Raw genomic sequence first — 14,016 nt, 5'->3', positions numbered from 1 at the left:
ACCGCGAGCTCACAAACGTGAAACCTAGTTGTACGAGTTGGCGGCAATCAGCATGATCTTCATTACATCGTCAGCCTGATCATCGTAGCCCACGCCCAAGGCGAGGGTAGCGCCTGCGGCGGTTTCGGCTCTGACGGTGTGCATGGCTTTTGCGAATTCGCGAAGCCGCATCTTTCGGCCCCCGGATATTAAGACCAGTACGCCAGAGGCGCGTGTCAGGTGCTCAACGCCTATGTCGTCCATGGCCTGCGTCGCGGCTTTTACCGCCCGGTCTTGATCTGACGACTGCCCGAACCCAAGGCGTGCCCGTCCGCATTGCCCGAGAATTGAGCGAACGTCTTCGAAATCGAGGCAAACTGGAGCCATCGGACTGAATGCGCTGGACAACGCCGCGATGATCGGGACGAGGTATTCCGCGACTGCCTTACGCACTGGCACTTCGGGCGGCAAGTGCGGCAACGGGATGAGCGCGTCCGTACAACCGGCGAGGCGGAGAGAAGCGTTCATTGTCCCCGCTCGCGACGTCTGTGGCGCCACAATCATGACGATCGTCAGCGCACCTGTAGTGCGTGCCGCTTGAGCAATTGCCTCCGCGACACGTCCGTCCGTCACTTCTTGTCCGCAGACAATGACGACAAGTGCCGTGTCGGAGAAAGTCTCGACGATCTGAGCTTCTCCCCCCGGCGAGGCGGGTTCTTGCGGCAGGCATTGAGGGCTAGTCAACGCATGGGCGAACTCGACGTTCCCCTGAATCTGCTCGCTTGCCACTAGGACATCGAGGATGTCTGCGCCAACGTCACCGACGCCGATGACCTTCATCGCGAGATACTCATCCGGCGGCCCGTTCATTTCTGCGCGGGCGACACTTCGCAATTGAAGCTTTTCTGCGGGGTCCGGACTACGGAGTAATGTCATCGGCATAGGCATATCCCTTGTGCACAGTTACCACTTCGGGCGGGCACACGGCGCACCGCGCTTGTAGCACGCATCGTAGTAGTCTGAAATTGCCTTGCCCCTGCCCGGATTAGTGATGTCGTCCTCGTAGATGTCCTGCACCATCGAAGCCGCGTACGCCTGCGCCAGCAGCGGCAAACCACCCACGACCGTCATTTGTTGCGCCTCCGTCATACCCTTGTTCCGGCAGCGGATGATGCGCTCCGCAGTATTGAACTTAGAGTTCGTCAGGTCGGGACACATGCCCACAATCGTCCTTGCAGCATTGAGTTGCTGCTGCCCCTGCTGCTGGTCGCGTTGCTGGGTCACGAGTCGCTGGTCATCCTGCATGGAATCCTGTCCCGACTGCTGGGGTGGCGCCTGCGTCGCTTGCGTGACAGCGCTTTGAGCCGAATGGAGCACGCCAAGAATCTGGTTTATCTGGGCATTCGCAACAACAGGCGATAGCACTGCTAAAGCAATGATTGAAATTCGAGCAATTCTCATAACGTGTGATCTCCGTCGATTGCATTTGCATATCCAGCGTTTGACCATCGCTGGATATGCGACAGGTTTTTTGATCCCCGCTTTCTGCCAGTTGCCTTCGTAGCAACTTTAAGCGCGGTGAGTTTATCGTAAACATGATGTTTATAAGCGTCGTATAAATAAGCTTATAAACCGTGGTTGTTTAGGCGTCACGGAAGCATTCTGTGCGCCATGAGCACAAAACCGAAAATCCATGACCGGCGAAACGCGGTGGCAACAGCCGTGGGCAAGCGGGTCAAGGCATGCCGGATTGAGGCGGGCAAATCCCAAGAGGAACTGGCGTACGAGGCATGTCTGGATAGAACCCGCGTCAGCGTCATTGAACGGGGTATCGGCAACCCCACGGTGGAAACACTGGCGACCATCTGCTACGTACTTGGCATCACACTTTCGAACCTGTTTGAACCATTGACTGTTTCGCTCAAACCGTCGGATGAACACCGTACGGGTACGCCGCCACCTAAACGTCGGCCATTACGCTAGCTACGGCGACTTTCGCGGCGTGCTTGAGGCAATCGAGATTGCGCCGTTCAGGACCACCGCATATGTCGCGCTGGCCGTGGCGTACTTCGCGTACCGCGGCCACTTGCCTGGTTCCCTGCCCGCGTATCGGAGCCGCGCGTTGCACAGGGTCATCGTCGCCGGTGGCCCCTCCGCCGGATCGATAACTAGCAGGGTATGGGCGTCTATGTGACGAGTGCGCTGGGTACCTTCGACACCAATCGCCAGCACGGCGTGGCTATGCGATTCACCAACTGCGCGCCAACTGCAGATCACCAGCCGCTTTCTCGCCAGTTCGCGCTCAATGAATGCTATGACTTCCCGGTGCGAACCATTTTCTGCGACCTTCGTCCGCAGACCGCACTCAAGCTCTGCTATGAGCGTTGCAAGTTCCCGGAACGTCACTCCTGTGAAGAAGTAGTGGACCGCTCTCTTCCAGAATGCGGCTTCAAGCCGCCGCCGGTACGTGGCAACGCGCGATGTGTCGGCAATCAGACCGCAAATCTGCAGCGCCATCGCGAGGCAGTGCAGCGCACATGTCGAATCCCAATGGCTTTGCTGACTATGAACGGCGCGCTTCGAACTGACAGACCCGAGGTTGAGTCCGGGACGGATGCGGGGATCAAATCGCTGGACGACGAAGCTCACGGGTCAGTACTCGCTTGGCAGGAGGATCGTGCTGATGCTTCTATCCGACTCTGTAATGACCCAGATTTTTTCCTTGCCCGCGCCCAGTTCGTAGGCGCTGAGAATGCGAGTTCCGTCAGTAATCGCCCGATTGTTCGACTTCGCGTCGGCGGGACAGACGATGCCCCAATCACCCCACTGATGCCGGTTCAAGAGGCCAGAGCTATCGGTACTGGTTCGATCCAGAAGGTCGAGCGCGCCGGGCGTTGCTACCGTTCGTCCGAGAGAGAACAGTGGTGCAGGATTTGTCGTATTCATGATCAGGTATCCGAAATTATTGAGGCGAGTACCATCCCGGATGGATATCCGGTGAAAGCTAAGCAGGTGGCAAAAATCGAAACGCGGGGTTACCGCTATGCGTTTCAGGAACGTCAATATGCTGCGAGTACGATTTGCGAGGCGCGTTGGTGCGTAGCACTTAGGCCGTGGAGAAAATCACGCAGGTAAGGGCGAGGCCGACGTCTTGGAGCGGAATCTGATCCGAAAATGGGCGAGAATCACCCGAAAACACCGATATGGTGGAAAAAATATAGCACAGACCGGCCGGACTGTACAAAGGGGCAGATTGAAATACAAATCGGTAATTTCTACCCGCTTGCCCTTATCAGTGGCTTTCGCCCGCTCTCCCGACACCGGGAATCCCTTTCCTGCCCATTTTCCGGCCCGCTGACGGGTTCTTGCGATCCGGGCAGGGAATAAAACGGCCCCGACCCGTCGGTCGCCATCAGGGCCACACGTCTCAAGCAGAAAGTTTTGTAATGTACGTTGCACCGCAACATTGGCGTTTCCGTGGCGTTGCGGGGTCCGGACCGGTGTATTTTGCTCATTTCTTAAGCGGATTGGTTATTTCAGGCGCTTGGCACTCCGAAACTTGTGGCGCGACGCCGCCGGGCGCCGATTTGCAGTTGACACTTGGCGTCGGCGGGGTGAGCGACCAGACGGTCACACAATTATTCGGAATATCTTCGCCGACTGTAATCTGCCGAGCCCAATGTTGTATGCGGCCACCGCGCCTACTCCTCGAATTCCGCGCTCTTAAACCGAAGCACGTTGCAGTTCTCTTTCACAGCACGCTGCAAGCTATCGTCAAAGCCGATGGTCGCGTCTGCCTGAATCTCGATAGCGATCTTGACCTTCACGCCGGGACGGGAAGTAAATTGCAGGACTACTTCATCGACGAGATCGGCAAACTGCTTCTTGGCTTGGATGGCGTCAAGCTCAATGCTGCCGTAGAACTGCTTCTTGACAACCTGCGGAGCGGCGTCTCCGCCAGGTCGGTAGGTTGGCTTGGCCGAATCGAAGGCGCGCGGTGTCTCACCGCGGCCGGGCTCAGTGGTACCTGTGGCCGCATCACTCGGATTCGCTCGCGCGGCTTCCTCGGTAGCTCGCTCAACTTCCAGATATGCTGCCGCAGTAATGGGTTCGATCAGCTGCAGCGAGGAATCCATGATCAGCGAAGTGTTCTTGCCGTAGCTGAAGCCAAGATAGTTGTCACCTTCCTTGCCGTACGCAAAGCCGAAAAAATCTCGACTAACAGCGCCTGCCGCCAACGTCGCTTGAAATACCGTGTCATCTTTCAGCCGCGGCAGGTATAGCTGCTGGCAACTCTGTTGCCACACGTTGATTGCATTGGCTTCCTTAACTTCGTCTTTCCAGAACCAGTTCTTGAGAACAGTGGCCAAGTGAATGGGAGCCCATTGCGTAATCAGGAGTTCGTTCTCCTTAAGCACGCGCTCGATTTCCTGAGACAGATTCTGGGCTCCCGAGTTGACCGGGAAATGCTCCCATTGGATGTCGGACAGCCCCTTGCCTGGACGCGCTTCCTGCATTGGCGCGACCATCCACTTGTACGTCTCACGGATCATCCGACGCAGGGCCTCGTTGGCATCATCAAGGCTCTTGCTTGCCTGCCGCGACTGGAACTGATCGAGATTGAGCTTCATCTCCTTGATGTCACTCACGATAGACTGCCATGCAAGGGTCGAACGCACCTGATCCTTCAGTCGGCTCACGCTATCGTAGTCGGCGGCTAGGAAGATCAACCGGTTCTGTTTGAAGCGCGGCTGGTCGCCGCGGGTCTTCAGAATCTCGGCGGCGCGATCGATGGCAAGGCTTTGGCCGCTCCGGCTGAACGCCGAGTCGGGCGGCAGCACCACTAGGCGCAATTGCCAGTCGTCGGGGACGTCGCTGCTCGCCGTGAAAATGTGGATGCCGCCGAAAACTCCGCTGGCAAAGGTCTTTTGCACACGGTCACGGATGGCGGGGAACACGTCCTCCTTGTCTTGGAAGCGGCGTTTGCGATCCTCCATCTCGCGGCGCAGGTTTGGTCGAGTATCGAACCAGAAGCGATTGTTGCCACTGTTCAAATAGTGAAGGCGGTCGCCCAAACGACGCAGGGCATCCTTGTAGATGCCAACCTGCTGTCCCGGCTGCGCGACACCCAGAGCGATGCGCTCCAGCTCAATGCCACGCACCATCTGGTTGGCGGTGCTTGGCGCGCTGCCCAGAAAGATCGCTCGTGCTGAGCGGCGGCAGGCTTGCACGCTACCAAGGCGTGTGTCGCGGTTCTCGATCTCTGTGGTTTCGGCCCGCTCGCCATCAACATCACGCTCGACGACCGGGTCCCAGCCCTGTGGCAGGTAGTAGATCATCTCGTTCCGCGTGTCGGCGTCCTGCAGTGGGAAACTGCCCGGCATGATCAACGGGTCTTTGTCGTTGTCCTTCCATAGCCGATGGATGACCTTCGCCATCAACTTCAGCACGCCACGGGTGCGCTGGAAGTTGTCGAGCGACGACCAGTCTTCGTAAAGACGGTTAAACACCTCCGGGTGGATCGGGTAGGCATGCATCAAGCGCTCAAAGTAGCGGCTCTCCTGCGTCTCACGCGGGAAGTCTTCGCTATTCGCCGTGTAGTAGTCGGCGAACGCCCGACATACGGATTCCGCTGCCAGCTTGTCGTTGATGCTCGTGAATAGGCGGCGGCGGACGATCTCAAATGCTTCATCTGTGCCCACTGGCTTCCATAGCGACTGAATGCGACCAAAATAATGTGACAGGGAGGCAAGTGCTTTGACGCCGCGCTGGCTGCCCGCTTCTTTGTCAGATTCGGGCAACGAGGCCAGCAGTACAGCCGTAGGCACAGCCTTCAACGCTTCGGTCAGCGCCTGCACAAAGCTCAGATTCGAATCAAAGCTGCCGCCGGTCAGCGTCTTGCCCTCCTCGAACTGGCGTACATAGGCCACCAACTCGTCGATCAGGATTACGCAGGGCGCGTACCGACTGAGCAGCGTTTCCAACACCGCCTTGCCCGGTGATGTGCCCGATGCATCGGCGTCGGCGACCAAGGAGTAGCCTTCGGCGCTGCCCAACTGCCATGCGAGATCGCCCCACAGGGTACGAATGGGTTGCCCATTGCGAATTACAGGTTGGTTCGGCGACGACTTGATGCCGTCCAGCACAGCGATCCGTGCGCGTGGCAGTTCCGTGACGCCCGCAGCATCAAGAATGGCGGGGATTCCGGGCAGATTACTGGCCGGAGATTCACCGTTAGCTATGTGATAGACGGCCAGCATCGTATGAGTCTTGCCCCCGCCGAAAGCGGTCTGCAGCTGAATCACCGGGTCGCCCCCCTTGCCAGACAAGCGCTTGACCACCGAATCGAGCAGGAGGCGCATTCCTTCGGTGATGAAAGTGCGCTGGAAGAACAGCGTCGGATTCTGGTACTCGACCGTTGCCGAACCCTCATGAACTCGAGATAGGTCGGCTGCGAACTCGGCTTGCTGAAATGTACCCTTCAGGACATCTTCATGCGGGACGGCAATCTCACGCCACGGTTTGAGACTCATCTTATATTCCCCCGTTCAAATGTCCAGTTGCGGTTGCGAGCCAACAATGCCCGCATCTGCCGATGCTTGTTCGATGCCAGACCACGCTGCAACGAGCTCGTTATAGGCACGTGCATCTTCAGCCCAGCCCTTGCGTTCGCAAAGGGTGTAGAGGCGGTAAGCCAGCGCGCGAATCGATTCGGCGCGGGCGGGCATGCGAGCGAGGAGAGCGCCAGCGGCGAACTCCCCATCCTGATTAAGCGCGCGAATCATTTGATGCAGAGCCTCCCACTCGGGCGTGCGGATGTCGGTCTCGGGCGACCAATCTTTTGGCAATTCCGCCCAACGTAGCAGACGTACCTGGCCCTTACTTGACTCCACAACACCGGAGACCTGCAGTCCGCCAACGCTGGTCCCCTTCGCGCGGGCAAGCACGTCCGCCTCCCCGAACTTGCCTATCGCCCAGCCTTGCTGCTCAAACCAATGGAGACAAAACTGGGTGTCGTGGTCAAAATCGTCTTCGCCCAAGAAGCGGTTGATTAGTTGCAGCGCGGTCTTCACGCGCATCGGTGCTCCGTCTGCCTCCAGCACAGCGGCATACTGACTAAAGATCGCCATGCCCGGGCCAATGATGGCTTGCGACAAATCCACAGGCGCTACCGGCGAGTTCACCCCTCCACGGGTCATCTCGTCGAGCGCTTCAGGTAGCACCGAGTTCAACTCGCGGATGAATTCACGCCGGCTTACCGTAGGTGCATCTGATGCACGTTTTCGGCAGACGAGAACGATGCTGGATGCGAGAGCGTTAGTTCCAGCGCCGACCATCCGATTTCCAAGTTCGGTCCGGATCGGCCATGTGCCTGTAAGCCCAAAACCGGCCTTGATTACCGCTTCGAGGAAGGTTTCCCAGCCCGTGCTTGAAGTACCGGCATCACCTTTGGTCTCGCTCTGCTTGAAGGCATAGTAGATCGTGACTGGGAAGGCTGGATGCGCTTGTTCAGCCAAGTTGTGCATCGCACGGGTCATCCCCTCTAAGAAGAATGCCTCGGCTTGCTCTTTGCCGCCATGGCGATACGGAGCGGCTATCAGTTCTTCCCCTTTCGGGGCTGCAAGCGTTGCATAGAGAGCAGGGAATACCGGCCTTAGGCTTCGGCGGAGCCAGACGTAGAAATAGTCCGAAAGATCGGCATATCCGATATTGTCATAGTACGGCGGATCAGTTGAGATCACCTTGCCACTGCTAATTGCTTGGCTCTGGGCATCTGCCTGTATCGCAATCCCTTCTGCACTTGCATTTCCAAGAGATTTTTCGCAAACGGTTTGGATCAGCTCGATCTGCCGGAAGAAATTGCCTGTTGAATCAGAAAGAGGATTGCCTTCAGCGTAATCCCATGTCATTGGAAGAGCTTGTCGGCCGAATGTAGCGCGGATTTTTTGGTGTGCTGCACCCGAGTGCCACGAGCACAACGACGACGCGTTATCGGCGAACTTGCCAACTGCCAATGCAAGATAAACCCCGACTGCCTCCGCGTATGCGTTAGCACCCGAACCTCCCGCCTCGAGTCCACTTTCATCGCCAGGAACACCTGCATCACGAGCGTCTCCTCTACATTTCGCAATTGCTTCGTCCACTAGACTCGAGAAGGTAACAAGGGCATAGAGCTGGCGAGGCGTGAAAAGTTGCGAAGGTGTCAGCAGCCCGAAATTCCTACACCATACATCGCGCGGATTCTCAGCGAGTTTGATATCAAGTCCTGCGAGATCAACATCCGGGATCGCTTGGACTCCATTCGAATAACGAGCTGGAAGGTAGATTCGGCCATTCTTGCCTTCACAAACAAGGGCGGTAGGCATCGACCCCAGACCGACTTCCAGACTCTGCTCGGCCGTGTAATTGCGCGTTGTGACAGTCTTGCAGTGTGCGCATTCAAATATTCCAGACATTCCGCGCTTGAAACCTTTAGCCGGGTCCCCAAGTTCAGTCGGAAACGTCCGCGAAACGTCAAGGTTGAGCTGCCCCTGGCGCTGTACGCTTGGTACCAAGTAAGCTTCAGCCCCTTCTTTTGACGAGAGCACGAAAGAAGATAGTAGAGGCATTGTTTCGCCACATGCCGGGTTCGCACACTTAATAGTCCGTGTCCACAACCATGCGATTACGGTAAGCTCCCGATCAACCAACTCTTTCAGATCGGGTCGTTCGGCGGCCATCTCCTCTGTTATCCTTACTTTCGGATAGAGATGCCCAATGCGTTTCGCCGCTTCGGCTCGCATCCATGCGCCGTAGCGCCGAATGTCTTCAGCAAGCCCCCTGGTTGCTGACCAATCCTGGTGGAGTTCCTGTTGTTTTTGATCAGAAGGAATCGGCCCGACTGGTGGTCGTCCCGCGAACTTCGGCGGAATCTCGATCATGGCCTTGTTGATCGTCACCGCCACGGGGTTGAGGTCTGAGGCGTAGCTTTCCAGCCCCAAGCGCTGTGCCTCAAGAGGAATCGCGCCTCCCCCGGCAAACGGATCGTGGGATGCAGGCAGCCTTTCAGGGTCGAATAGTTCAGCTGCTTGCGGGTGTCCCTTGTTGAGCTCGCAGGTTTCGCGCCAACTGCGCCGAATTTCCGCCCGCGCACGCGCGAGCACCTCCTCGTTGTTGGTGTTCTCCCATTGCACGAGGTCTTCGATGATCTTGAACAGCCGTTCGCGCTCGATGGCGGCCTTTTCCTTATTCACACCGTACCGGAAACCGCTACCTTGCTGGTAGCCCGGGTCATTGACCATCTGCGCAAAGATGACCGCCCGCGCCGCTGCCAATGGACGGCGCGCCCACCACAGATGCAGAGTCGAAGGATGGCCGTGGCGGATCGACTTTTCCCGGGCCGCGGCGGTATTGATGGCATCAAGAGGTAGTGCAACTTCAATCAGCTTTTTTGGTGTTTTGATGTTCATTTAATCGTCCTTCTCCCAGCCCACCTTGCCATCACAATGGCTGCAGCCTGTCGAGTAACTGTGTTCCATATCGCCGGTGTTCGGCTCGTTGCACCACTCGCACTGCTCGACGTGATCGCTCGTATCGAAGCAGTTGACGCAAAAGTAGATGTCGCCGCGTCTGACGACGGTGTGGTATCCATCGCAGGTTCCGCAGTTGGCAGGTTCCCAGCGGTCGTCCCCGTCTGCGATACCGATGTGCACCGCAGCGTGATCGGTCAAAGTATCCGCCAAGTGTTCGGGTTCGATTGCGCCACCACAGTGCTCACACACCGCGTAGCCTTCGTTCGCGATGACGACAGGTTGATTGCAGTGCGGGCAATCGATCTCGACTTGGGTCTCGGTGTGATCGCACACCAAACAGAGTAGCGATGCAATCTGGTCGTCGAAGGCATCGGGTATCGCCGCCTTGAAACCGCAAGCGCTGCAGGCTTTCGGCTTGCTGCCAGCGCTACGCGCTGCGTCCAACTCGGGCTTGAGGGCCTTGAATTTCGTGCTCAGGTACTTTCGATGCCCCTTCATCGAGCGGTCAGCTCGTGTGATTTCCGCACTGAAGCCATGAAAGTAGGCGTCCCACCGATTCAACAGTCTGTGGAGGTGAAACCAAGAGCGGCAGTGCTCGGCAACGATCTGCGCTTTGGCTTGGCCGTCGCCGTCGACGTCGGCGTGGAAGAAATGGATCATCTTGTTGCGATGATTCGCTAGGGTTCGAAAGCTATTGAACGCATCGTCCGCGATGTCCTCGCCCGCGATATCACGAATGCGCGCTCGGGCCTCATCCATAGTGACCGAGGCAAAGTCCCCAGCCATGAACTTGGCGAGGTTGGCTTGTTCGGGCTTGGAGACGATCAGCGACCAGTGCTCCCTCATCAGCCGAGCCTTAAGCAGCATCTCCACCGCAGCGCAGAAATGGATTACAGAGTACTTGGGCGCCTTGTCGAACTCTTCGATTCCGCGTTCCAGAAAATCGAACGCATTTCGGGCCAGCGAGTCGAAGATGTCCTGTTGATTCATAGTGCACGCTCCGCCCTTGCAAGCAACTGGTCGAGATCAAGATTGATGCTGGTGACGGCCCAATCCGGCTCTTGGGTAAAAGGCTTGGTCACGTAGAACGGCCCCTCGTGCTGATCGCCGTCGACCAAAACAAGGGCTAGAATGAACTTGTCCTGCTGGTTCAGTCCGTAAAGGATTTCGTTGCGGGTGACGGTGACTGTTCTGTTGCCCTTGGCGCGGCCTTTGACCTCGATATGGCGCGACGGCGGAATCTTTCCGTCCAGCGCTTTCGGCTGACTGGTCACGTCCCATCCGCATTTCTGCGCAGAGACATCGATGACTTCATGGCCAAGAGCGCGCTCGGCGTCCATCACCGCCTTCATCGCTACCCACTCCACGCGCGCCCGCGCGTCCGCGTTGGCAGTCCAGCCCGGCGCGCCCTTGCGCTGTGCCAGCAGACCAGCCGGAATCACCAGCGCACCGCCGACCACTACCGGCGTGGCCGAGATGACGTGGCGCATCGCCAGCAGTTCTTTCTCGCGTGACTCGCGGCGCGCGGTCAGGTCGTCAATCGTGCGGCGAACGTTTTCCAGCGTGAGACGGACGTCCTTGCCCGCCGCAATGTCCTCCTTTAACTTTATGTAGCGGTCCGACCAGTAGTTAATCTCCTTGACCAGACGTTCATGAACAGCGGCAAGCGTCTTGTCCACGTTTTTTTCACGCCGACTGCGTACCTCATCGAAGTGTTCCGGAACAAGGTGCATAGAGGCGTGGGCCAGAGCAACCTGCTCAAGGTTCTGCGTGATCCACGGCGCGTCCAGAACGTCCTCGATCAAGGCCGCGTCGGGCTTCCCGATTGGTTCCAGATCAAGATGAGGAGCCCAGCCTGCATTGATAGCGCAGCCCTGCGGGTCGATCTCGACAAATTGCATTCGGCGGGAGACGACATGGGTCGAGTCGGCACCTTCCTTCACTGAATGGTCGATGATCAACATCACCTTGGGTGTGATGCCCATGTCGCCGAGGTCGACCAGAACCGCGCCCTGTTTAAGCTTGCTTCGGTGCTGCTCCATCACGAGGTCAGTGACCGACTGCATCAGCGGATGGCCCGGATGCATCAGACTGGCCATCGGGGCACCAATGCGGTCAGTGAGACGCACGTACTGCTTCTCGAAGCAAACACGCTCGTAGCGGCGCAGGACAGGGTCTGCATTGCGGCGATCGCGTCCTGTGATCTGGCGGTCACGCTCGCGGATATTGGCCGGAACGTGGGTAATCTCGTAGCGGCCCTGTTCGCGGGGGCGCAGATCGCCACCAAGTTGCTGGAATGCTTGATTGAAGAAGGATCGCATGAAGTACGGTTGAAGCTTGCGGGCTTCGGCCTTTTCCATTTCTTCCTTGACGGCGAACAGGCGGCGCTCGTCCATCACCTCTTCGCATAGAGCATTGCGCTTGATAATGGTTTCGAGGTGTTGAGTGTCAAGCGCGCCCTCCACTCGGTGCAAGAGCCGGGCACGGACCTCTGGGTCTGCACCATAGCGGATGGCTTCGATCAGTAAGTCCTTCAGGCTCCTCTCTTCGAACACCTCGCCCAGGATATCGAACACGCGTCCACCCAGCGCATCACGTTCCACTTCCAGCTTTTCGAACAGGCGCTGAAACACGTCACCCTCGCGGGTCTCGGAGGCCACCATATTCCACAAATGGCATACCTCTGTCTGGCCAATGCGATGAATCCGGCCGAAGCGCTGCTCCAGGCGGTTGGGATTCCAGGGTAGGTCGTAGTTGACCATCAGGTTTGCGTTTTGGAGGTTCACACCTTCGCCCGCCGCATCGGTGGCCAGCAACACACGGACGGCGGGATCGTTGCGGAACAGCTCCTGCGCCTTGCGCCGCTCCTCACGCTTGACGCCGCCATGGATCACGACCACGGACTCGTCGTTGCCAATCAGGCCGCGGATTTTGACGGCAAGGTAATTCAGCGTGTCTCTGTGCTCGGTGAAGATGATGAGCTTGCGCTGACGGCCATCGGCGTCATGCATCTCGGGTGTGTTCTGCAGCAGTTTGGACAGTTCGTCCCATTTGCGGTCTTGCTCGGAGTGGACAACCTGCCGCGCCTGTTCCTCCAAGGCTTCGAGACTGATAATTTCAGCCTCGAGCTCCTGGATCGTCTGTGCTGCGGTGGCCTGATCAACCACGGACTCTTCGAAATTCTCGTAGTCTTCCGGCGAGAGCACGTCGGCCGACTCCCAAATGTCTTCAGGGATGTTGTTCGAGCTGTTAGGGCTTAGGGTCTCGGCCAGAGACTGGCCGCGCTGGCGCAGTTTTTCCTCTTCGACGCGGCGTTTGAGTTTGTGACGACGACGCTTGAGTGACTGATAAATGGCTTCCGGGCTGGAGGCCAGACGGCGCTGTAACGTAGTCAGCGCGAAACCCACCGTGCCCTTGCGTGCTCCGTCCTGGAGTTGATCCGCGCGGTTCATTTCCTCCTTCACGTACTCGGTGACGGCGGCGTACAGGGCGCCCTCAAGATCAGACAGTTTGTAATTGAGCGTGTAGGCACGGCGCTCCGGAAAAAGACGCGTGCCGTCGAAGCGCAGCATGTCTTCCTTGACCATCCGGCGCATCAGATCGGAGACATCGACCTTGTGCGCGCCATCGCGAAACTTGCCGTAGAAGCGGTCGGAGTCCAGCAAGGACATGAACAGCTGGAAATCCTCCTCCTTGCCGTTGTGTGGGGTAGCGGTCATCAGCAGGAAGTGGCGGGTAGTCGAACCCAGCAATTCACCAAGCTGGAAGCGCCTTGTCTTGTTGACCTTGTTGCCGAAGTAACTAGCCGAGAGCTTGTGCGCTTCATCTACGACGATCAGGTCCCAGCGCGAGAGGCGCAGTTTTTCTTGGAGGTCTTCGTTGCGGGACAACTGATCGACCCGGGCAACCATAAGGTCGATGTCGTCGAAAGGGTTGCCGCTGCGCGACTGCTCGACCTGATCGCGCGAAAACAGCGTGAAGGACAGGCCGAATTTCTCGAACATTTCGTCTTGCCACTGCTCGACCAGACTGCCGGGTGCAACGATCAGCACACGCTTAGCGTCGGCCCGCATAAGCAGCTCGCGAATGAATAACCCTGCCATAATGGTCTTGCCTGCCCCCGGGTCGTCGGCCAACACATATCGCAGCGGTTGACGTGGCAGCATCGACTCGTACACCGCCGTGATCTGGTGCGGAAGCGGCTCGACGTTGGACGTGTGGACGGCCATCATCGGATCAAACAGGTGAGCCAGACTGATCCGGTAGGCTTCGGCCGCGAGTTTGAATTCTTCGCCTGGGGCATCAAACGCCCACGGACGGCCTGCCTCGGCCAGCGACAAATTCGCCTCGTCGGTACGGAACAGCATCCGCTCCATCAGCTTACCGTCCGAGGTCTTGTAATAGACCGTGAGTGCATTGTCGCCAACGGGCTCCGTTGTGACAATTCTCACCACATGCCCGGGTTCAATGCCTGAGATGACTGCGTTGTTCTTGATTTCTTCAAGTTTGAGCATGTAAACCTCTC

Annotated in this window: 9 protein-coding genes; 1 reads left to right on the top strand and 8 read right to left on the bottom strand. The window is 57.8% G+C overall.

Annotation, left to right across the window (positions count from 1 at the left end; all coding sequences use genetic code 11):
• Positions 1–24: 24 nt before the first annotated feature.
• Together C0Z16_RS11010 and C0Z16_RS11005 are read right to left on the bottom strand one after the other, a co-directional pair.
• Positions 25–921, bottom strand: a complete 897-nt coding sequence (locus tag C0Z16_RS11010) for an FtsZ/tubulin family protein (RefSeq protein ID WP_158244483.1) — start codon at positions 919–921, stop codon at positions 25–27.
• Positions 922–942: 21 nt separating this feature from the next.
• Complete coding sequence (locus tag C0Z16_RS11005) at positions 943–1,440, bottom strand: hypothetical protein (RefSeq protein WP_102632172.1); 498 nt, start codon at positions 1,438–1,440, stop codon at positions 943–945.
• Between the two features lie 210 nt (positions 1,441–1,650).
• Between C0Z16_RS11005 and C0Z16_RS11000 the strand changes: the two genes are divergently transcribed.
• On the top strand, positions 1,651–1,962 hold the full coding sequence (locus tag C0Z16_RS11000; RefSeq protein WP_102632171.1) for a helix-turn-helix domain-containing protein: 312 nt from the start codon (positions 1,651–1,653) through the stop codon (positions 1,960–1,962).
• On the opposite strand, the gene C0Z16_RS10995 is transcribed toward C0Z16_RS11000, so the two are convergent.
• From C0Z16_RS10995 to C0Z16_RS10970, 6 genes are all read right to left on the bottom strand, one after another.
• Positions 1,963–2,628 carry a hypothetical protein gene (locus tag C0Z16_RS10995; RefSeq protein ID WP_146014302.1) on the bottom strand — a complete coding sequence of 222 codons (666 nt, stop codon included), beginning with the start codon at positions 2,626–2,628 and terminating at the stop codon, positions 1,963–1,965.
• A gap of 3 nt (positions 2,629–2,631) precedes the next feature.
• The gene (locus C0Z16_RS10990) at positions 2,632–2,925 is read right to left on the bottom strand and encodes a hypothetical protein (protein ID WP_102632300.1); all 294 of its coding nucleotides are present in this window, start codon (positions 2,923–2,925) and stop codon (positions 2,632–2,634) included.
• 755 nt (positions 2,926–3,680) lie between these two features.
• Positions 3,681–6,512, bottom strand: coding sequence for an ATP-binding protein (locus tag C0Z16_RS10985; protein ID WP_102632169.1), 2,832 nt, complete (start codon positions 6,510–6,512; stop codon positions 3,681–3,683).
• 15 nt (positions 6,513–6,527) lie between these two features.
• Complete coding sequence (locus C0Z16_RS10980) at positions 6,528–9,428, bottom strand: DUF1156 domain-containing protein (protein WP_102632168.1); 2,901 nt, start codon at positions 9,426–9,428, stop codon at positions 6,528–6,530.
• Positions 9,429–10,481, bottom strand: a complete 1,053-nt coding sequence (locus C0Z16_RS10975; protein WP_102632167.1) for a hypothetical protein — start codon at positions 10,479–10,481, stop codon at positions 9,429–9,431.
• Positions 10,478–14,005, bottom strand: coding sequence for a helicase-related protein (locus C0Z16_RS10970; protein WP_102632166.1), 3,528 nt, complete (start codon positions 14,003–14,005; stop codon positions 10,478–10,480). Before C0Z16_RS10970 ends, C0Z16_RS10975 begins: the two co-directional genes overlap by 4 nt.
• Positions 14,006–14,016 lie beyond the last annotated feature (11 nt).

This window comes from Paraburkholderia rhynchosiae (genome assembly GCF_002879865.1).
Classification (GTDB): Bacteria; Pseudomonadota; Gammaproteobacteria; order Burkholderiales; family Burkholderiaceae; genus Paraburkholderia; species Paraburkholderia rhynchosiae.
The sequence above is the reverse complement of the archived record's forward strand: the minus strand, read 5'-3'. Positions and strand labels throughout refer to the sequence as shown.